The 19,493-nt window shown below is 72.1% G+C and carries 17 protein-coding genes; 9 read left to right on the forward strand and 8 right to left on the reverse strand.

The features are described 5' to 3' along the window. Nucleotides 1-34: 34 nt before the first annotated feature. Nucleotides 35-604 carry a TOPRIM nucleotidyl transferase/hydrolase domain-containing protein gene (locus BJ982_RS12430; protein WP_239123080.1) on the reverse strand — a complete coding sequence of 190 codons (570 nt, stop codon included), beginning with the start codon at nucleotides 602-604 and terminating at the stop codon, nucleotides 35-37. Between the two features lie 569 nt (nucleotides 605-1,173). Here BJ982_RS12430 and BJ982_RS12435 point away from each other — a divergent pair. Next, nucleotides 1,174-2,151 (forward strand): DNA-processing protein DprA, encoded by a 978-nt coding sequence (locus BJ982_RS12435; RefSeq protein WP_184879734.1) that lies wholly within the window; start codon nucleotides 1,174-1,176, stop codon nucleotides 2,149-2,151. A 310-nt stretch (nucleotides 2,152-2,461) separates the two neighbouring features. After that, nucleotides 2,462-2,908, forward strand: a complete 447-nt coding sequence (locus BJ982_RS12440) for a ComF family protein (RefSeq protein WP_184879736.1) — start codon at nucleotides 2,462-2,464, stop codon at nucleotides 2,906-2,908. Nucleotides 2,909-3,007: 99 nt separating this feature from the next. On the opposite strand, the gene BJ982_RS12445 is transcribed toward BJ982_RS12440, so the two are convergent. The 6 genes from BJ982_RS12445 to BJ982_RS12470 all read right to left on the reverse strand — a co-directional run bounded on the left by BJ982_RS12445 (nucleotide 3,008) and on the right by BJ982_RS12470 (nucleotide 12,169). Next, the gene (locus tag BJ982_RS12445; RefSeq protein WP_184879738.1) at nucleotides 3,008-4,846 is read right to left on the reverse strand and encodes a sigma factor-like helix-turn-helix DNA-binding protein; all 1,839 of its coding nucleotides are present in this window, start codon (nucleotides 4,844-4,846) and stop codon (nucleotides 3,008-3,010) included. Between the two features lie 70 nt (nucleotides 4,847-4,916). Beyond that, nucleotides 4,917-6,986: a UvrD-helicase domain-containing protein gene (locus BJ982_RS12450; RefSeq protein ID WP_184879740.1), complete on the reverse strand. Its 2,070-nt coding sequence runs from the start codon at nucleotides 6,984-6,986 to the stop codon at nucleotides 4,917-4,919. An 11-nt stretch (nucleotides 6,987-6,997) separates the two neighbouring features. After that, the gene (locus BJ982_RS12455; RefSeq protein ID WP_184879742.1) at nucleotides 6,998-9,760 is read right to left on the reverse strand and encodes a hypothetical protein; all 2,763 of its coding nucleotides are present in this window, start codon (nucleotides 9,758-9,760) and stop codon (nucleotides 6,998-7,000) included. 69 nt (nucleotides 9,761-9,829) lie between these two features. Beyond that, entirely contained in the window at nucleotides 9,830-10,582 is a 753-nt protein-coding gene (locus BJ982_RS12460) for a class I SAM-dependent methyltransferase (RefSeq protein WP_239123079.1), read from the reverse strand. A gap of 170 nt (nucleotides 10,583-10,752) precedes the next feature. Next, nucleotides 10,753-11,844 carry an ABC transporter substrate-binding protein gene (locus BJ982_RS12465; RefSeq protein ID WP_184879747.1) on the reverse strand — a complete coding sequence of 364 codons (1,092 nt, stop codon included), beginning with the start codon at nucleotides 11,842-11,844 and terminating at the stop codon, nucleotides 10,753-10,755. Nucleotides 11,845-11,935: 91 nt separating this feature from the next. Continuing rightward, nucleotides 11,936-12,169, reverse strand: coding sequence for a putative acetyltransferase (locus BJ982_RS12470; protein WP_184879749.1), 234 nt, complete (start codon nucleotides 12,167-12,169; stop codon nucleotides 11,936-11,938). 105 nt (nucleotides 12,170-12,274) lie between these two features. On the opposite strand from BJ982_RS12470, the gene fdxA reads away from it, so the two are divergent. The 3 genes from fdxA (at nucleotide 12,275) to BJ982_RS12485 (ending at nucleotide 14,468) form a co-directional block, all read left to right on the forward strand. Next, the gene (fdxA, locus tag BJ982_RS12475) at nucleotides 12,275-12,601 is read left to right on the forward strand and encodes a ferredoxin (RefSeq protein ID WP_114028798.1); all 327 of its coding nucleotides are present in this window, start codon (nucleotides 12,275-12,277) and stop codon (nucleotides 12,599-12,601) included. Nucleotides 12,602-12,714: 113 nt separating this feature from the next. Further along, a complete protein-coding gene (gene dapC / locus BJ982_RS12480) occupies nucleotides 12,715-13,794 on the forward strand; it encodes a succinyldiaminopimelate transaminase (protein ID WP_184879751.1) in 1,080 nt (359 codons plus the stop codon). Between the two features lie 11 nt (nucleotides 13,795-13,805). Then, nucleotides 13,806-14,468 carry a DUF4178 domain-containing protein gene (locus BJ982_RS12485; protein WP_184879753.1) on the forward strand — a complete coding sequence of 221 codons (663 nt, stop codon included), beginning with the start codon at nucleotides 13,806-13,808 and terminating at the stop codon, nucleotides 14,466-14,468. 16 nt (nucleotides 14,469-14,484) lie between these two features. On the opposite strand, the gene BJ982_RS12490 is transcribed toward BJ982_RS12485, so the two are convergent. Next, nucleotides 14,485-15,324: a hypothetical protein gene (locus tag BJ982_RS12490; protein ID WP_203959175.1), complete on the reverse strand. Its 840-nt coding sequence runs from the start codon at nucleotides 15,322-15,324 to the stop codon at nucleotides 14,485-14,487. A gap of 55 nt (nucleotides 15,325-15,379) precedes the next feature. Between BJ982_RS12490 and BJ982_RS12495 the strand changes: the two genes are divergently transcribed. From BJ982_RS12495 to BJ982_RS12510, 4 genes are all read left to right on the forward strand, one after another. Next, nucleotides 15,380-16,216: a 2,3,4,5-tetrahydropyridine-2,6-dicarboxylate N-succinyltransferase gene (locus BJ982_RS12495; protein ID WP_184879755.1), complete on the forward strand. Its 837-nt coding sequence runs from the start codon at nucleotides 15,380-15,382 to the stop codon at nucleotides 16,214-16,216. Beyond that, nucleotides 16,216-17,289, forward strand: coding sequence for a succinyl-diaminopimelate desuccinylase (gene dapE, locus BJ982_RS12500; protein ID WP_184879757.1), 1,074 nt, complete (start codon nucleotides 16,216-16,218; stop codon nucleotides 17,287-17,289). The genes BJ982_RS12495 and dapE overlap by 1 nt, the downstream gene beginning before the upstream one ends. Before the next feature lie 234 nt (nucleotides 17,290-17,523). Further along, complete coding sequence (locus BJ982_RS12505) at nucleotides 17,524-18,342, forward strand: LOG family protein (protein ID WP_184879759.1); 819 nt, start codon at nucleotides 17,524-17,526, stop codon at nucleotides 18,340-18,342. 92 nt (nucleotides 18,343-18,434) lie between these two features. Further along, nucleotides 18,435-19,487, forward strand: coding sequence for a GDSL-type esterase/lipase family protein (locus BJ982_RS12510; protein WP_184879761.1), 1,053 nt, complete (start codon nucleotides 18,435-18,437; stop codon nucleotides 19,485-19,487). Nucleotides 19,488-19,493 lie beyond the last annotated feature (6 nt).

Below are 19,493 nucleotides of genomic sequence, written 5' to 3' on the forward strand. Positions count from 1 at the left end.
ATTCGGAATCCGCCGCCGCACGGCGGCGACGCGATCACCGGCTCTGAGTGCCTGGCAGGCCTGACAGGTGGGTCAGCAGCATGTTCAGCGGGCGAGGTACGTGGTCGGGGTGCAGTGCTGCGACGAGGAGGGCGGAGTAGCGGAGTTTGCGGCCGCTGCCTGAGCCCATGAACCGGCGTAGTTGGTCGTGGGTGGTGCCCGCGCGCCAAGCGGGTTGCTTCTGGAGAGTGCGGAATGAGCCTAGGTCGCCCTCGGTGCCGAGGATGCGTTCGACCGTGGCGGTGCCGAGGGCGCGGATCAGTTCGTCTTCGAGGTCGGCGACGCAGACGAAGAATCCGAGCGCCTCCAGATCGCTCCGGCTGAGATCGGAGCCGAGGCCGGCGCGCTCTAGACCTCTCCGGAAGTGGCTTTCCTCTCTGACATCGCACAGGCCGGCCAGCCGGAGATCGTGACCGGCAGGGCCGTATCTGCCGATGTACGCGCCGATGTTCGTGGCGCCGCCCATCGCCACGAGGGAGATGCCTTCGGCCGGCAGGTTCCGGCCATGGCGCTCGGCCAAGGCTTCGACGGCCGACTTGTCACTGGCTCCCTCGACCAGGACCACGGTGTGCGCGTCCCTCACAAGCCCAGCCTCGCATCGAACGCGGGTAGGTTCATCCCCTTTTGTGCGGGGAGAGATCAGCGCCCGAGCGATCTACGGCTGTCGTGCTCGGCCTGGCAAGGGGGCGGCTATGGCCATGCCTGACGGGTGAAAGCGGCGTCATCGAGCCTTGGAGGACGGGTGTCGTTTGTCGGCCGGAGGCCGCGGGCTCTGTGGGCGGGATTCCCGGTGGGCGGCCCGGGGGGCGTATGGCCGAAGAGCCCGATGAGGCCTGAGTGCGGGTAGGGGACATAGAGGTGCGCGCGCGGGGGCGCGCTGTACCGCTGTCCTGTCGTATCGGCCCAGGTGCGACGTGCGATCGCGATAAGTGGTTGATCGTATACTCCTTGTGCATGATGGGTGCGGGTGTGCCGCCTTTAGTGCGTCGGCCGACATGGGTCGTGAGTGCGGTGAGAAGCAAGGCGTTGATCAAGAGGATCTGGCGCCACCTGGCAATATGGACATATCTTCGGGCGACAAAAGACACTGCAGTACCATTGGACACGCATTCGAACATCAGTTTGGAGAGTAGGATGCGGATCACCGAAGAGCAGTCACGGCTGCTCGGGATATGCATGGTCAAGGGCGTTAGCTGGTACCTCGTCGCGCGAGAGGCTCAGCGTCTCGACGGACTCGCGCGTCTATGGTCGGGTGACATCGTCGAGTCCTCCCCCGAAGCGACGAAAGCAAGGGCTCTTATCAAAGAGAGTGCCGGGGAACTGGACCGTTACACCGAGTCCGCGATCAAGCAGGCGGATCGCGCCGCCGACGGCGGCGCCCGGCTCGTCACCGTCCTGGACAAGGAGTACCCCGCCACCCTTCGTCTGATCTTCAACCTCCCGCCGTTCCTGTTCGTCCGCGGTGAACTACGGGACACCGACCTGCGCAGCGTGGCCGTCGTCGGTACGCGTCAGGCGAGCGAGGACGGGCTACGCCGGGCACGCCGTATGTCCGGACTGCTCACCGAGCGTCAGGTCACCGTCGTGTCCGGCCTCGCCCGTGGCATCGACACCGCGGCGCACACGGCGGCGCTCGACACCGGAGGCAGGACGATCGCGGTGGTGGGGACAGGAATCCTGCGCTGCTACCCGGCCGAGAATCGTGGTCTGGCCGATCGAATCGCCGAGAGCGGGGCCGTGGTCTCCCAGTTCTGGCCGGACGCCAATGGCGCGACCTACACCTTCCCCCGCCGCAACGTCACCATGTCGGGCATCGCACAAGGCACGGTGGTGATCGAGGCTTCCAGCACGTCGGGGGCGAAGATGCAAGCCCGTCTGGCTCTGGAGCACGGCAAGAGGGTGTTCCTGCTGCGAAGCCTGACGGAGGCCCAGCCGTGGGCGAAGGAGTACGTAAGGACGCGTGGGGCGCTCATGGTGGAGGACGTGGACGATGTCGTGAACAGCTTGTCCAGCCCGGATCGGATCCAAGCGGTCAACGCCTCCCGCGCCCAGCTCTCCTTGAACTTCGAAGACCTGAAACTGGAGGAGCCGTCCCCCGGGGCACTGTGGTGACCGAACCAGGACGGCCGGCCTATGGCGACGGCCCACCTCCCGCCGGATTCGGCAGTTGCGGTGAATGCGCTTACTTACGGGCGGGACACGTCCGCATCTGCCACGAGTGCGCGTCGGGAAGCCTTCAGCCGCCAAACGAACCTAACTGTCCGATATGTCACCAGTCGCTGCGGGACGGCCGGGTCACCTGCTCCAACAGACTTTGCAGCGACCCACAGCGCGCTTTCGAGTGGACGGCCGTCGTCGGGGTCAAGGCCGGCACTCTGGAGCAAGGGTCTTACGGCTCAAGAGCGGGGCCTATGGGTGGGCCATGATCTTCGCGCGAATCATTCTGGGTCACCTGCACACCCACCCTGAGCTGGTTGACCAGGTGGACGCCATCATCCCCATGCCGGCCTATCTAGAGCCTCACCAGGCACGCAAGGGCAACGATCACACCGGCTACGTCATCGAACGGGCGATGCTCGAAGACGATGAGGGGCTTCCCTTCGTTCTGGATCCGCCGCTCATCCAGAAGACGCGGGCCACTCCCCGGATGCGGGACACCGGTTCCCTCGCTGAGCGGCAGATCGCGGCACGATTGCTGTACACCGCGCTCAGCGTGCCGGACCCGGCTCGCGTGCGAGGCCGCAGGTTCATGGTCTACGACGACGTCTTCACCGCCGGAAGCAGTCTCAACGCGGTTGCCATGCGGCTCAAGGGAAGCGGCGCGGAGAAGGTGTACGGGCTCACCCTGGCCCGTGCCCAGTGGCGGTGAACGACCACACCACGTACCGGTCCTCGGATCCATACCGCGCGCGGCACCACAACGACCTGCCCCGGCCGGAGTCGTGACACGCAGGGCCGGGGAGACGGGTCACGTGGCCTCGGGGTCGAGGAAGGCGAGGATGTCTCGGTCGCCGCGGTTGCTGAGGCGGGTGAGGACGTCTTCGCGCGAGGCGCCTTCGGGGAGGCCGATGCGGGCGCCGATGAGGCGGAGGGCCTCGGCTTCCGAGGCGACGGGGGCGGTGTAGCCGATGAGGTGGAGGGCCATGTTGATGGGGGGGAGGCCGGGGGCGGCTTGGGGGAGGTAGCGGGTGAGGAGTTCGCCGCCGTCGGAGACGGTGAGGAAGATGGAGTCGCCCTCGCCGGCGTTGTAGTCGGCCAGCACGGCGCGGATCGAGCCCATCGTCGGCTGGTTGTGCCAGCTGACGACCACGTCGCCCGAGGGGGTGGAGGTGGTGAGCTGGCCGCCGGGGGCCATGCCGAGGTGGGCGGCGAAGCCGGTCGGCAGGGGGGAGCCCGAGCCGCGCAGGTGTTCGGCGTTGACGTCCACGCGGTGCCACCAGCGGCCGTCCCTGCTGCGGAACGAGCGGCGGGTCATCGACACGTCGCGGCGGGGGTGGTACGGCTCGGCCTGCTCGGGGGCGGCGACGCGGATCCACCCGCGCTGGGTGCGTTCGAAGCCGGGGCCGCCCGCGTAGGCGCGCACGGAGCTCTCGCTGACCTCGTACCGCGCGGTCAGGTTGGCGACGACGCTGTTCACCGACGCCTCGCCGCCCGCGCGCTCGATCTCGCGCACGATCATCTCGCGGATGCCGATGTACTCCTCGCCGCCCCAGCGCGTCAGCCCGTACCGGTTCCTGTCGACGCGCAGGAACCGGTCGTCGGCGGTGAGCTGGTTGCGGATGCCGACGAGGCTGTAGTCCTCGCCGATGCGGCTCTGGATCTCCTCGGGGCTGAGCGGGGCCTCGGCGACGGCCAGCACGGCCTCGGCCTTCTCGTTGACGCTGCGCGGCCACGGCACCACGTGGCCTTCGAGGACGCGGAGCTGCGGCACCGAGGCGAGCCACGCCTCGGCGACGTCCTCGCGCACGCCGAGCTGGGCGACCATCGTGACGGCTTCGGGCAGTTTCACGGGGCCGTCGGTGAAGAGCTGGCGGGTCTTCTCCTTGAGTTCGTCGGCGCCGCCCGCGACCAGCCACCCGTCCACCTGCTCGTGGCCGGTGAGCAGGCTGCGGATGAACCGCCAGGCGGGCACGCCGAGCGTGGTCAGGTCCGCGCGGTGCCAGGGGGCGGCGGCGGCGAGGTCCTCGGCGGGGACGGCGGAGCCGAGCCTGCCGCGCACCCAGGCCAGGTGGGCGGTCAGCGGGGCGGTCTCCGGCGTGGCGAGCCGGGCCTGGACGTGGTCGCGCAGGTCCCGCTCGATCTGCCGGATGCGCTCGCGGGTCACGGAGAACCGCTGCGCGAGCTCGTCGAGCGTGGCGCGGCGCTCGGCGTACACGCGGTCCCTGGCGATGGCGCGCTGGCGGTCGTCGAGCGCGGCGAAGATCTCGTCGATGAGCTCGATGATCGGCCGTTCGCCGGCGCCCGGGGCGGCCTCCGAGGGGGTCTCGGAGGCCAGCAGACGTTCCAGGACGCCGGTGAACAGGGTGCGCGTGACGTCCCTGTCGTCGGGCGTCCGCAGGCCGGCCGCGGGGTCGGTCATGCGGAGGAGGGGCAGGATGTCGCCGAGCGGCAGGTGTCCCCAGCAGGCCGTGGCGAGGTCGGCGAGCCTGGCCGCCACCTGGGCGGTCCCGAGGATCAGGCAGGCGCGGTCGATCGGGAGCGCCTGCCACCACGCCTCGGGGAGGCGTGGGTCGCTCGCGATCGGCTCTACCTGTCCGGGGGCGGTCCAGCGCAGGGGAGGCACGATGTCGCTAAGGCTCAAATTCATGGGGGTCCAACCGGCATATGGCTTGGGAGTGGGACGAGACGGAGTCCTATCCGCGGTTCAGGTTATTGGGTCATGGTGGCAGAAAGGGACTAGCCCGGCCTGAATAAGACAGGTAAAGCCTCTCGGCGGCGCGCATGCACGCCATGTACAGCAGGCCGCGTTCGCGTTGCAGGTCGTGGGCGCGGGCCGTGGGGTCCTCGTCCGCCGGGGTGAGCGTCTCGGGGGCCGGGACGACGCCCTCGGCGATGCCGATGAGGGCGACCCTGCGGAACTCCAGCCCCTTCAGCCCGTGCAGCGTGCTCACCCGGACGCCGATCCCGGCCTGCCCGAGCGCGGTCCTGGCGCCGCGGACGTACTCGCTGGTCCGCGCCCCGACGGCGATCTCCTCGGCGGGCACCCCCTCGGCGAGCCACGCGCGGACGTGGGTGACCAGGCCGGTCAGCTCGGCCTCGCGGGAGGCGTACTCGCGGACGGCCGGGCGGGCGCCGGGGTGGATGGACCGGAAGCCCACCAGGTCGACGACGCCGTCCACGAGGCCGTCGGCCGCGTTGCCGCCGCGCAGCCGGACGCCCCAGGACAGGATCTCGTGCGACAGGCGGTGGGAGATGGTCAGGTGGTGGGTCTCGACCTTGATCCCCAGCGTGCTGAGCGCCACGCGGGTGTCGAACACCCGCTGGTGGGGGTCGCCGACGATGAACAGGTCGTTGGCCGCGGGCGGCACGGCGGCGCGCAGCAGCCGCCACTGCGCCGGGTGCAGGTCCTGCGCCTCGTCCACGACGATGTGGCGGTACGGCTCGCGCCGGGGCCCGTCGTCGCCGAGCAGGTCGCCGGTGGTCCTGCCGAGCAGCGTGGACGCCTGCGCGGCGAGCTGGAGCAGCGTGCGCCTGCCCGTGGCGCGCAGCCGCTCGGTGACGTGCTCGATGGCCTTCCACACGGCGGTGCGCTGCTCGTCGTCCAGCTCCACGCTGCGCCCGGGACGCTCGGCGACCAGGTACTCCTGCACGGTGCACAGGTTCTGCGCGAGGATCACCTGCTCCCACTCGCGCAGCAGGAAGGCCGGGCCGTGCGGCTCGCCGGCGATCTCCGACGCCTCCTGCCACAGGGTGGCGAGGTCGGAGCGGCCGACCAGCAGCGGGGGCCGTCCCTCCGCCTCGGCGACGACGCGGTGGGCCAGCCGGTCCACGTTGCCGACCTCGATGCGCGCGCGGATCTCCGGGTCGTCCACCAGCACGTCGAGTTTGGCGGCGGCGTCGCCGGCGACCTTCTGCGAGAAGGTCAGGAACAGCACGCGCCCGGCGCCCGCGTGGGCGAGGTGGCCGGCGCGGTGCAGGGCGACCAGGGTCTTGCCGGTGCCGGCGCCGCCGGTGACGAGCACCGGGCCCTCGTAGAGGTCCTGGTGGGCCAGGCGGTGCTGGGTGGGGTACAGGAACGTGCACCAGTGCGGGGCGCCGAGGACGCGGTCCAGCGTGCCGGGGTCGGGGACGAAGACGGCCCGGTCGGGGGTGCGCTCCAGGGCGGACACCAGGTCGGTGACGTCCACGGACGGCACGGGCACGGCCACGCGCGTGTCCAGGGCGCGCCAGGCGTCGGCGATCGACCCGCCCTGGCCGAGGACGGCCAGGGGGGCGTACTGGCTCTCGGGGAGCAGCGGCTCCAGGGCTTCGAGCGTGACGTCCGTCGTGATCAGCCGCAGCAGCGGGATCAGGTCGGCGTCCACGCCGAGGCCGAGCAGGTCGGTGTCGCAGACGTGCGCGAACAGCCGCCACTCGCTGTTCCCGGCCGCGCGGCGCAGCGCGGGCTCGACGCGGTCGAGCGCGGCGGCGTCCCAGATCTCCGCCACGCCGATCGCCGCGTTGACCGTGAAGCGGTGCCGCTGGGCGAACGACCAGGCGTCGGCGTCGGGCAGGACGGCGAGCATCCAGTACACGTCGCGCTGGCGGACCACTACCCCCCGGTGCCGGTCGGCCAGCCGGAGCGTCGCCACGCGGGCGTCGCGGGTGTTGCGCACCCGCTCGGGGTGCGGGGCGGAGGTGGTGTTGAGCAGGAAGCGGCGCAGGGCGACGACGGCGTCCCGGCGCAGGGGCCGGTCCAGGGCGTCGAGATCCCGGGGGACCTCGGGGGCGATCGCCAGCCGGGGCACCGCGGCTCCCGTCAGACCATCAGGGACAGCAGGTCGCGGTCCCCGCGTTCGCGCAGTCGGTTCATCAGGTCCGGCAGCCCGACCGGGCCGGTCATGCCGATGCGGGTGGCGAGGACGCGGATGGTCTCCTCCAGGGACTCGGCGCCGCCGGCGACGGTGTATCCGGCCAGGCGCAGCGCCTGGGTGCTCTTGTCGGCGTCGGGCGCCGGCGGGGGGATGAGCCCGGCCCGCAGGACCTGGTCCTCCTCGGCCACGGTGACGAACAGGGCGGAACCGCTCTCGGCGCCCAGTTCGGCGAGCAGGGAGGCGAGGGATTCGATGGCCGGGCGGGACTGCCAGGTGATGGTGACCTCGCCGGCGGCGCTCACGACCGTGTGGCGGTCGCCGGGGGACATGCCGAGGTAGGCGGCGAACCCGCTGGGCAGGGGGCACTCGGCGCCGGAGAGCTGCTCGGGGCCGATGTCGATCCTGAGCCACCACAGGCCGTCCGGGTGCCGGAAGCACTTGCGGGTCATCGACACGTCCTTGAGGGGGACGGCCGCCTGCCCTTCCTGCTCGGCGGGCCCTTCGGCCTGCGGCGCCTCCTGGTTTCCTGATTGATCCGCCTTCTTGGTGCTCTGGATGCGGAGCTGCGGGACGTCCTCCAGCCACTCCTTGGCCACCTCGGGGTGGATGCCCAGCGTCGAGACCAGCTCCAGCGCCCGCGCGACCGTCGGCGGCCGGTCGGCGTTCAGGATCAGCCCGCAGGTGCGCTCGCGCAGGTCGGCGATGTCCCCGGCGACCAGCCAGTCGTCCTGGACCGTGTAGCCGGGCAGGGTGGCCATCACGAACTGCCAGGCGGGGATGTCCAGGGACCGCAGCTCCCTGGTGTGCCACGGGGCGGCCTCGACCAGGCGGGCCTTCGGCGCGGCGATGCCGAGCACGCCGGGCAGCTTCTCCAGGTACTGGGTGTACGGCGCGGCCTCGGGGCTGTCCAGCCAGGCGGCGAGGCGCTCGCGCAGCTCGTTCTCGCGGGCCACGATGTCGTCGGAGGTGACGGCGAACAGCTTGGCCAGCTCCTCGGGCGCGGCGGGCGCGTCCGTGAAGATCTGGATCTGCGCCACCGTCCAGGTCTGGTCGTCCAGTCCGGCGAACGCCGCGTCGATGAGGGCCGGGATGTCGGGGTCGGCGCCGAGCTCGTCGCCGCTCGTGCCGGACGGCGTGTCGACGGCCCCGGCGTCTTCGGCGTCATCGGCGGCTTCCTCGGACGCGCCCGGCATGCCGGACATGTCCGGTCCGTCGGGCGTGTCGGGTCCCTCGGGCGTCCCGGGCTCCGCGGGACCGAGCGGGTCGGCGGGCGCGAGGAGGTCGGCGGGCTCTACGGCCTCCGCGGCGTCCACGGCCTCCACCGGCTCGGCATCCTCGACGGCGGTCTCACCGCTGGGGGAGAGGTCCTCGGCGGGCGGCGCCGCGTCCTCGGCGGAGGACTCCGCAGGGGCGGCGGCCTCCGCCCGGGATTCGTCCACCCGGGACGCCTCCGCCCGTACGCCATCGGCCACGGGGTCGGGCGACTGGGGCAGGGACTCCGCCCCGGACGGCACGTCGACCGGCGGGACCTGCGCGGCGGCGGGGGGAGCAAGCTGCGGGGTGGGCGGGTGCGGCTCGGAGCCGTACGTGGCCGCCGGGCTCGGGCCGAACGGGCCGGGGTCGAACGGCTCGGGCTCGGGCACGAACGGGCGCGGCGCCGGCGCGTACGGAGGCTCGCCGCCGTAGCCGTAGGAGGCGGGCTCGGCGGTGTACGGCGGGAGCTCGGGGCTGAACTGCTGAGGCTCGGATCCGAACGGCGGCGGCTGGGGGCCGAACTGCTGGGGCTCAGGCGCGAACGGCGGCGGCTCGGGACTGAACTGCGACGGCTCGGAGGTGAAGGGCGGTGGCTCTGGGGTGAACGGTGGTGGCTCGAACGCGGGGCCGGAGAGCGGCGGCGTGGGTTCGGCGCCGAAGCCCGGGACGGGCAGCGGCGGCGGGGGCGTGGGCCGGTCCGTGCGCGGGGGAGGGGTGAACATCGACGGCCGGGCGGCGTCGCGCCCGCCCGGCGCGTGCTGTTCCAGCGCGGCCTCGGCCATGCGCGCCGCCGCGAGCCCCAGCGGGTCGTGGGACTTCCGCGAGGCGGGCTGGCGCTTGGGCAGCCGCGGCAGGGGCGCGGGTGCCGGCTCGGCGGCCTGGCCCGGAGCCTGCCGCTCCTCACGCGCCGCCTCGCCCGGTCCGGAAGCCCCCTGCGCGAAGGCCCCCTGCGGCGAGGCCGGCAGCGCGGGTTCGGCCTGCGGCGAGGCCGCGTGAGTGGAGGCCGCGGGGGTCTGTGCGGGGCCGGGCTGGTCGGTGGGGCCGGGGCGGCCGGAGGTGAGCCGGGTGAAGACCGCGGTGAACAGCGCGGTGAGGACGGGGCGGGCGCGGACGAAGGGCTGGTCGGTCAGTTCGCGGCCGGTCAGGGCGAGCAGGCCCGACCAGGAGCCGACCCGGTCCAGCGCGATCGACACCTGGGGGTCGTCGGCCTCGTCGGGGTCCATGACGTGCAGGGCGGGCAGGACGTCCCCCACCGCGGCGGCGGGCCAGTGGGTGAGGGCCAGCTCGGTGAGCAGCTCGCCGAGCGCCTCGGGGCCGAGCACGGGGAACACCCGGCCGACGGGGACCGAGCGCCACCACGCGTCGGGCAGGTCGGGCTGGTCGCGGAGCCGCGGGAACTCCGTCGCATCGCTCCATCGGAGAGGCGGCACGAGATCACTCAGACAGAAGTTCATCCCGTTTCCTCTCCGGTGACTCCGTTGACGAGACCATAGTCTGGCAAATCAATCGGTCCTGGACGCCGCTTAGGCCCGGACGGCGGCGAATCGCAGCCGTACGTAGTCCGCCATCCAGCCCGACTCGCGGCGCAGGGCGGGGGCGGCCAGTTCGTTGACCCGCTGGAGCAGGGGCTCCACCGTCGCCGGGGGCACGCCGTCGAGCAGCGAGCCCGCGAACATCCGCACCCAGTCGGCGGCCCCGCCGGGGCACTCGTCGAGCGGGGTGGGACGGTCGAAGTACTCGAGCAGGCGCACGGTGAACCCGCCCTTTTCCAGGCGCAGCGCGTACTCGGCGGGGCTCGGGAAGTACCAGGGCAGGTCGGGTTCCGGCAGGCCGTGCTCGCGCCAGGCGGTGAGCATGGCGGAGGTCAGCGCCGCGCAGTTGCCCGCGCCGCCCATCTCGGCGACGAACCGCCCGCCCGGCGTGAGGGCCGTGCGCACGCAGCGGATCACGGCGTCGGGGTCGCGGCACATCCAGTGCAGGGCGGCGTTGGAGAACACGGCGTCGTACGCCTCGCCGACGCGGAAGTTGGCGCCGTCCCCGATGACGAAGTCCAGGCCGGGGTGCTGGGCGATGGCGGCCTCGATCATGGTGGCCGAGCCGTCCATGCCGAGGACGTAGGTGCCGCGTGCGGCGATGTCGGCGGTGAGGACCCCGGTGCCGCATCCGAGGTCGAGGATGCGCTCGCCGGGCCGGGGGTCGAGCAGGTCGATGAGGGGGGCGCCGTGCGCCGAGACGTAGCCGAACGAGCTGTCGTAGGCGCGAGCGTTCCACCGCATCAAGCTCGGTGTGTCGTATCGCAAGGCCATCAGCTCGCATTCACCGCGATCGCTCCCGTGTCCGTAAGTAAAGACACTTTAGAGCCTTGCTGTGCTGGGGACACATGTGTCCGGAAGCTTCCTCCCGTCCCCGTGCGGTCCCGATCAGCGGTGGAGCAGGGGGAGCCCGCTCACTTCATGACTTTGGCCCAGTTGGCCTTCAGGAACGTCTTGGCCTCGTCGGTCTGCGGCACGGTGAGGACGACCGGCGCGCCGGGCACGGGCGGCAGCTTGGCGGCGGCCTGGCGGTCCAGCTTGCCGTTCATCTCCAGGGCCTCCCAGCGCGCGGGACGGGCGAAGCCCTTCAGGAACAGGTTCTGGGCCTCGTCGCCGTAGAGGAACTCCTGCCAGAGCCGGGCGGCGGCGGGGTGCGGCGCCTTCTTGTTGATCGCCTGGACGTAGTACGAGGCGAGCACCGCGCCCGAGGGGATGACGACCTTCCAGGCAGGCTTCTCGTCCCCGGCGGTCTCCGCCGCCTTGGGGGCGTTCACGTAGTCCCAGTCGACCAGCGTGTTGGCCTGGGACGGCGCCCGGAAGCCCCCCGACCGCTTCAGCGTGCCGAAGAACTCCAGCCCCCGCTTGGCCTCCGGCCTGCCCCCCTGGAGCGAGGCGGCCATGACGCCGTTGAACGCCGCCGCCGTGCGCAGCGGGTCGCCCGGCAGCGCCACGGCGTACCCCGGCCTGAGCAGGTCGGCGAAGCCCTTCGGGGCCGGAACCTTGCGCGGGTCGTAGCCGATGGACATGTACCCGCCGTAGCCCGCGTACCAGTGGCCCTTCAGATCCTTGACCGCGTCGGGGATGTCCTGCCAGGCGGCCACCTTGTACGGGGCGAACCGCTGGGTGTTGGCGATGGCGACGTCCATGCCGAGGTCGAAGACGTCCGGGGCCTGCCCGGCCGGCGCGGCCTTGGCGACGTCGATCTCGCGCTGGCTGCTCGCGCCCGGTTCCACGACGTTGACGCGCACGCCGTACTCGCCGGAGAACCGGTCCATGACCGCGCCGTAGTTGACCCAGTCGCGCGGCACCCCGACGAGGGTGAGCGAGCCCTCGTGCCTGGCTGCCTCGACCAGCCGGTCCATGGTGCCGAACCCCTCGGCGAGGCTCGCGGCCCTGGGATTGACCGGGGGGAGCTTCTTCTCGGTGGTGGGCGCGGAGGAGCACCCGGCCGCGGCGGCGGCCAGGAGCGCTACGGCGGCGTAACGGCGTCGAGTCACGAGTCGCATACTCGGCGTGACGGCGGCGCGCGTCGAGGAGGCACGCGGGTGTTTTGGCCCGGCATTGGGCGCGCATTGGGCGTGAGGGGGTGAAACGGCCCTAGCGGCCCGGCGGGCGCTCGGGGACGACCTTGGCCGCCACGACGGAGGTCTCGGCGATCTCGACGAGCGTGCCGTCGCGCTTGCGCACCCGGAGCACACCCTCACGCCAGGACTCCAGAACCCCTACGGCGTCGCGGAATCCGTCGGGATCTCTGCGGCGCACGGTGACGCGGCGGCCCACGTCATCGGGGGATATCGCGACGACGAGCCGCGCGCCGAAACCGGACGTCACCTGGTTTGCCCCCCTCCCGTTTCAGCCGACAGCCCGACACGGCAATACTAGGTTTATCAACCCGCGGTCGAGTCGTGCGAAGGCGCGGAGAAGAAGGAGCCCGAGGTGACCTACGTCATCGCGCAGCCTTGCGTGGATGTCCTGGACAAGGCGTGCATCGAAGAGTGCCCCGTCGATTGCATCTACGAGGGCAACCGCATGCTCTACATTCACCCAGACGAATGTGTGGACTGCGGCGCGTGCGAGCCCGTCTGCCCGGTCGAGGCCATTTTCTACGAGGACGACACGCCCGACCAGTGGAAGGACTTCTACAAGGCGAACGTGGAGTTCTTCGAGGACCTCGGATCGCCGGGCGGCGCCTCCAAGGTCGGTAAGATCAACAAGGATCACCCGATCGTGGCGGCCCTCCCGCCGCAGGCCGAGGAGCACTGAGCCGGGTCCACCCGCGATCATGAGGTGCCGCTGGGTACCGTGACGTACCCGTCGCGGTACCGAGCCGGTGCCGTCTTCGTCGATCGCACCGAACCACACCTGGGGGTGATCCGGTGACCGTGCTGCCCGATTTTCCGTGGGACCGGCTGGCGCCGTACAAGCAGCAGGCCCTCGCCCACGAGGGCGGCATCGTCGACCTGTCGGTCGGCACACCCGTCGACCCCGTGCCCGCCGTGGCCCGGCAGGCCTTGTCGGGCGCCGCCGACAGTCCCGGCTATCCCCTCACCCACGGCACCGAGGCCGTGCGCCGGGCCGCCGCGGGCTGGCTGGCGCGCCGCCACGGCGTGACCGTCGCCCCTGACGACGTGCTGCCGACGATCGGGTCCAAGGAACTGGTGGCCTGGCTGCCCACCCTGCTCGGCGTGCGCGCCGGGGAGCGGGTGGTCATCCCGGCGCTGGCCTACCCCACCTACGACGTCGGCGCGCGCATCGCGGGCGCCACGCCGCACGCCACCGACGGCCTGGTCGAGCTCGGCCCCGAGCGGGTGCCGCTGGTCTGGGTGAACTCCCCGTCCAACCCGACCGGCCGCGTGCTGCCCGCCGAGCATCTGCGCAAGGTGGTGGCCTGGGCGCGCGAACGCGGCGCGGTCGTGGCCTCCGACGAGTGCTACATCGAGCTCGGCTGGGAGGAGGAGCCGGTCTCGATCCTGCGTCCCGACGTGTGCGAGGGTTCCCACGAGGGGCTGCTCGCCGTGCACTCCCTGTCCAAGAGGTCCAATTTCGCCGGGTACAGGGCCGGGTTCGTGACCGGTGACCCGGCGCTGGTGAAGCGGCTGCTGGAGTTCCGCAAGCACGCCGGCATGATGGTCCCCGCGCCCGTCCAGGCCGCGATGGCCGCCGTCCTCGACGACGACCGGCACGCCGAGGAGCAGCGGCGGATCTACGCCGCGCGGCGCGCCCTGCTGCGCCCGGCGCTGGAGAAGGCCGGCTGGCGCGTCGACCATTCGACGGCGGGTCTCTACCTGTGGGCGACCGACGGCCGCGACTGCTGGGACCAGGTCCGATCGCTCGCTGACATGGGCATATTGGTGGCGCCGGGCGACTTCTACGGGCCCGCCGGTTCCTCCCATGTCCGTATCGCCATGACAGCCAGTGATGAACGGGTCAATGCGGCCGTGCTTCGCCTCCAGTAGTATCCCGCGCCATGACCGTTGTGGTCGTGCTCTCAGTGAGCGCAGCCATCATGATCGTCGTCGTCGTGGGGGTCTTCCTCGGGACGCGGCGGCTCGAAAGGACGGCTCGCCCGGCCTCCAGGAACCCTGAGCCGGCTCCCGAGCCCATGTCGTCGCACCCCTCGCCCGGCCGATCCTTCATGGTGGACGCCGGGTTCCTCGACCCGCGCACGATCAAGGTGGGGGACACGGTCGACCGTCAGGGGGTGCGCGCCCGCGTGCTCGGCGCACTCCACCTGTCGTGGCAGGGCGACCAGTGGACCGAATACCTCCTGGAGGAGGGGGTGCGCCACTACCAGTGGCTCTCGGTCGAGGAGCGCGACGGCGCCACCCCGGACGACCCGCCCCACCTGGAGGTCTATCTCTGGACCCCGGTGCCCACGCAGGGCATGGTCCCGGCCAAGAGCATGCTGATCATGGAGGGCGTGGAGTTCTCCCCGATCGAGCGCGGGACCGCCGCCTTCCGCTCCGAGGGCATGACGGGCTACCCCGACCGCGGGCTCGTCGACTTCGCCGACTACCGCGCCCAGGACGGCCGCCTGCTGAGCTTCAGCCGCGTCCAGGGGCAGTCCTGGACGGCCGCCTACGCCCAGCCGCTGTCCCCGGGTTCCCTCACCGTCGAACGCACGCTCTGAGCCGTCTGGAGGCGGCTCAGGCCAGCTCCACCCGGCCGGCGGCGGCCTTGCCGTCGGCGAGCCAGCCGTCGTGGCCCGACGCCGACCGCCAGGTGACCCCGGCGTAGCTCACCTGGCGCAGGCCGTACTCGCGGGCGTGGGCCACCGACCAGGCGGCGATCTGCCAGCCCCGGCGCGCGGACGGCGCGGTGATCCTGCCGCCGTCGCCGGTGGAGCCGCCGAGGTCGCCGAGCGCCCTGGTCAGCTCCTTGCGGGCCTGGGAGGTCTTCGGCGGCGCCGGAGTCTCGGACACGGGGTACCAGCAGTGGACGCCCTTGGGCACCCGCCCGGTGAACGCCGCCGCGAGGATCTTGGCGTCCTCCTCGTGCTGGGCGTACGCCGAGCCGTCGGCCGACCGCTGCACCGCCTGCGCCGCCTCGTGCAGCGGCAGCTTCTCGTACCGCTTGACCTTGACCAGCGCGCCGAAGAACTTCTGCGTGGCGTACACCGGGTCCTGGAGCTGCTTGACCGTGCCCCAGCCCTGCGAGGGCCGCTGCTGGAACACCCCCACCGAGTCGCGGTCGCCGAACGGCAGGTTCAGCAGCTTGGACTCCTGGATGGCGGTCACGTAGGCGATCTCTAGCGCGCGCTCGGGCAGTTTGCGGCGCGTGGCGACCGCGGCGATCGTGGCGGCGATCTGCGCCTGCTCGATCTCGAGGTCGAGGGTGCCGGAGGCGGCCTTCACCTGGCAGTGCTCGCCGAGCGCGAACGGCTTGGCCCGGTTGAGCAGGTGATAGACGCCGTAGAAGAGCGCCGCGATCAGCACGACGACGATGACGATGATGGTCAGGACCGCCCGTGAGAATCGCCGTGCCACGACAAGAACCTACCGGTCCCGCCGAGTCCCCGGGGCGGCACTAAGCTCGCGAGACATGAGTGAGACGTTCGAGAGCCCGTTGCCCGCCGCCGTCGACGAGCTGTGGGAGGACCGCGCGAGCCTGTCGCCCGACGACGCCGAGGCGCGCGGCGTGATCGTCGGCGCGGTGGACATGCTGGACACCGGCAAGGCCCGCGTGGCCTTCGTGGACCCCGCCTCCGGTGATGTGGTCGTGGACGAGCGCGCCAAGCGCGCCATCCTGCTGAGCTTCCGCGTGCTCGGCATGGTCAAGAGCGAGGTCGGCGACTTTCACCACAACGACCGCATCCCGTTGAAGACCACTCTGGACGGTGTGCGCGTGGTCCCCGGCGCCATCGCCCGCTGGGGCGCCTACCTGGCCCCCGGGGTCGTCCTGATGCCCTCGTACACCAACATCGGCGCCTACGTGGACAGCGGCACCATGGTGGACACCTGGGCCACGGTCGGGTCCTGCGCCCAGATCGGCCGCAACGTCCACCTGTCGGGCGGCGTCGGCATCGGCGGGGTCCTCGAACCCCCGAACGCCGTGCCGGTGATCATCGAGGACGACGCGCTGATCGGCAGCCGCTCGATGATCGTCGAGGGCGCGCGGGTCGGCCAGGGCTCGGTCATCGGCGCGGGCACCATCCTGTCGGCCTCGATGCCGGTCATCGACGTCGAGACCGGCGAGGAGATCAGCCGTGGCCGCGTCCCGGACTGGTGCGTGGCCGTGGGCGGCACCCGCGCCAAGGAGTTCCCCGGCGGCAGCTTCGGCCTGCCGTGCGTGCTCGTCCTCAAGCGCCTGGAGCCCGGGCAGCGCCACGACAAGGCCGAGCTGAACGACGTGCTGCGGCAGCACGGCGTCAACGCCTGATGCCCGAGACCCGGCCGCTGGACCTGACCGGCGACGTGGGCGTGCTGACCGCCGCGCTGGTGGACGCCGAGTCGGTCAGCGGCGGCGAGAAGGCCCTGGCCGACGCGATCGAGGCCGCCCTGGCGCCGCTCGCCCACCTCACCGTCGTCCGCGACGGCGAGGCCGTCGTCGCGCGCACCGGGCTCGGGCGCGCCGAGCGGGTGGTCGTCGCCGGGCACATCGACACGGTGCCGCTCGCCGGCAACCTGCCCTCACGCGTCCAGGGCGGCCTGCTGTACGGCTGCGGCACCTCGGACATGAAGAGCGGCGTGGCGGTGGCGCTCAAGCTCGCCGCCGCGCTGCCGTCCCCGTCCAGGGACGTCACCTACGTGTTCTACGACTGCGAGGAGATCGAGGCGGCGCGCAACGGGCTCGGCAGGCTCGCCCGCACCCGCCCCGAGCTCCTCGCCGGCGACTTCGCGGTGCTCATGGAGCCCACCGGCGGCGAGATCGAGGGCGGCTGCCAGGGCACGCTGCGCGCCGAGGTGGTCACCCGCGGCAAGCGCTCGCACAGCGCGCGCTCCTGGTACGGCGTGAACGCGATCCACGGCGCGGCGCCCGTCCTGGAGCGGCTCAACGCCTACCAGGCGCGCGAGCCCGTGGTGGACGGCCTCGCCTACCACGAGGGCCTGAACGCCGTGGGCGTCGCGGGCGGCGTCGCGGGCAACGTGATCCCCGACGAGTGCGTGGTCACCGTCAACTACCGCTTCGCGCCGGACCGCTCGCTGGAGGAGGCGCAGGGGCACGTCCGCGAGGTCTTCGACGGGTACGAGGTGCGGTTCACCGACGGGGCCCCCGGCGCGCGCCCCGGGCTCACCCACCCGGTGGCCGCCGCGTTCGCCCGCGCGGTCGGCGGCACGCCGCGCGCCAAGCTCGGCTGGACCGACGTCTCGCTGTTCGCCCGGCTCGGCGTGCCCGCCGTCAACTACGGGCCCGGCGACCCGAACCTCGCCCACCAGGCGGACGAGCACGTCGCGCTGGACGCGATCGCCGCGTGCGAGCGCAACATGCTGGCCTGGCTGGGCGCGCCCTGAGCGTCGCGCGGCGCGCCCGGGCCGTCCGGCACAAAAGAAAGTGGCTTTCCTCGCCGGCCATTTGGCGGGGAAAGCCACTTTCAGTCCCGAGCAGCACCCTCGTCTCTTAGACGGCGCCTCGCGGAGAAACGGTTCCGCTGGTCCGGACAGATTTTCCAAGATTCTTCGGGCCCGGCGCGCAGCGCCCGGATCGGAGAGGTCATACGGGGACTTCCGGGCGGTTAGCGTGGCCGCATGGAACGTACTTCACGTGAGGAGCGCCGCCAGGGCCCCTCTCTCGTCCGGGGCAAGATGGTCCCCCGCACCACCTACGACGAACGGCTCCTGGACCGGCGCGGATCCTCCGAGTGGCTGCACATGGACCCCTGGCGTGTGCTCCGCATCCAGGCCGAGTTCGTGGAGGGCTTCGGGCAGCTCGCCGACCTGCCCCGCGCCGTCACCGTCTTCGGCTCGGCCCGCACCCCTGGGGACGACCCCGACTACGAGCTCGGCGAACGGCTCGGCAAGACCCTGGCCAGGGCCGGGTACGCCGTCATCACCGGCGGCGGCCCCGGCTGTATGGAGGCCGCCAACAAGGGCGCCCGCGAGGCCGGCGGCATCTCGGTGGGGCTCGGTATCGAGCTGCCGTTCGAGCAGAAGCTGAACGACTACGTCGACCTCGGCATCGAGTTCCGCTACTTCTTCGTCCGCAAGACCATGTTCGTGAAGTACTCCGAGGCGTTCGTGGTGCTGCCGGGCGGCTTCGGCACCCTCGACGAGCTGTTCGAGGCCCTCACGCTCGTCCAGACGAGGAAGATCACCAAGTTCCCCGTCGTGCTCATGGGCACCGAGTACTGGGGCGGCCTGATGGACTGGATCAACGGGACGCTCCTGTCCACCGGCAAGATCTCGGCCGACGACCCCAAGCTCATCCACGTCACCGACGACCCCGACGAGGCCGTCCGCCACATCGTCGCCGGCCACCAGGAGGCGGCGCAGCTCGCCGCCGAGGCGAGCGCCCAGGCCGCGACCGAGGCGGACGTCCAGGCCGCCGCCGAGCGCGGAGGCACCTGACCCCTCGCCCCGTGGCGGTCCCGGCCTGTGACCGTGACTAACACCATCCGCCATGACTGGTTGCCCGTGGCGGCGGCGGTCACCATGGTCCGGTGTTCGTGAGCTCCTCCGACGTCCGCCTCCGCTATGACGGGGCGGTCTCCCTCCAGCACGGTCCCTTCTGGACGGCGCCCTGGCGCATCCCGCACGAGGAGGCGGCCCTCTACCTTCCCGAGGGCGGAATCGGGCGCGCCGCGATGCCCGCGGGAGTCAGGGTCGCGCTGCGCACCGACAGCGCCACCCTGACCTGCCACTACCAGGCCGACCCCTCGCCGCCGCTCGGGGGCGCCACGGGGCCGCCCCGGCTCGACCTGGTGTGCGACGGCGTGCCGGTCGGCGGCGTGCGGCTGGACGCCGACGGCCGCGACGCCGTCGCCCACCTGCCCGGGCTGCCGGGGCGCATGGCCACGGTCGAGCTCTGGCTGCCGACCCACCACCAGTTCCGGCTCATCGGCCTCACCCTGGACGAGGGCGCCGCCATCGCCCGCGACGACCGCACCCGGCCGCGCTGGGTGCACTACGGCAGCTCGATCTCCCAGGGGCAGGGCGCGGCGTCCCCGGCCTCGGCCTGGCCGGCGGTGGTCGCGCGGGAGGCCGAATGGGATCTCACCCTGCTCGCGCTGGGCGCCGCCTGCAACCTGCAGCCCATGATGGCCCGGCTGATACGGGACCTGCCCGCCGACCTCATCACCGCCTGCGTCGGCATCAACATCCAGGCGCTCGGCACCTTCACCGCCGACGCGCTGGTCGCCGCGCTCGTGGGGTTCGTCAGGACGATCCGCGAGAAGCACCCGCTGACGCCGTTCACGGTGCTCTCCACCATCGTCGCGCCCGACCGCGAGACCGTGCCGGGACCCGCGGGACTCACCCTGCGCGAGGTCCGGGCGTGCGTCCAGCGGGGCGTGGAACTGCTGCGCGGCCACGGCGACGAGCACCTGTCCTACGTCGACGGCCTGGAGCTGTTCGGCCCCGACGAGGCCCACCTGCTGGTGGAGCCGGTCGGCAGGGACCGGCTCCACCTGTCGCCCGCGGGCCACCAGGTCTTCGCCTCCCGGTTCCTGCCGGCCGTGCGCGACGCCCGCCTCGCTTCCCTGCCCGTCAAGTGACCGTCG

This window comes from Sphaerisporangium siamense, from assembly GCF_014205275.1.
Classification (GTDB): Bacteria; Actinomycetota; Actinomycetes; order Streptosporangiales; family Streptosporangiaceae; genus Sphaerisporangium; species Sphaerisporangium siamense.

What these genes read in the sequence shown, in the direction of transcription:
- BJ982_RS12435 (WP_184879734.1), top strand. Translation starts at nt 1,174, where the DNA reads ATGCGGATCACCGAAGAGCAGTCACGGCTGCTCGGGATATGCATGGTC.
- BJ982_RS12440 (WP_184879736.1), top strand. Translation starts at nt 2,462, where the DNA reads ATGATCTTCGCGCGAATCATTCTGGGTCACCTGCACACCCACCCTGAG.
- BJ982_RS12445 (WP_184879738.1), bottom strand. Translation starts at nt 4,846, where the DNA reads ATGAATTTGAGCCTTAGCGACATCGTGCCTCCCCTGCGCTGGACCGCC.
- BJ982_RS12455 (WP_184879742.1), bottom strand. Translation starts at nt 9,760, where the DNA reads ATGAACTTCTGTCTGAGTGATCTCGTGCCGCCTCTCCGATGGAGCGAT.
- BJ982_RS12460 (WP_239123079.1), bottom strand. Translation starts at nt 10,582, where the DNA reads ATGCGGTGGAACGCTCGCGCCTACGACAGCTCGTTCGGCTACGTCTCG.
- BJ982_RS12465 (WP_184879747.1), bottom strand. Translation starts at nt 11,844, where the DNA reads ATGCGACTCGTGACTCGACGCCGTTACGCCGCCGTAGCGCTCCTGGCC.
- BJ982_RS12485 (WP_184879753.1), top strand. Translation starts at nt 13,806, where the DNA reads ATGACCGTTGTGGTCGTGCTCTCAGTGAGCGCAGCCATCATGATCGTC.
- BJ982_RS12495 (WP_184879755.1), top strand. Translation starts at nt 15,380, where the DNA reads ATGAGTGAGACGTTCGAGAGCCCGTTGCCCGCCGCCGTCGACGAGCTG.
- dapE (WP_184879757.1), top strand. Translation starts at nt 16,216, where the DNA reads ATGCCCGAGACCCGGCCGCTGGACCTGACCGGCGACGTGGGCGTGCTG.
- BJ982_RS12505 (WP_184879759.1), top strand. Translation starts at nt 17,524, where the DNA reads ATGGAACGTACTTCACGTGAGGAGCGCCGCCAGGGCCCCTCTCTCGTC.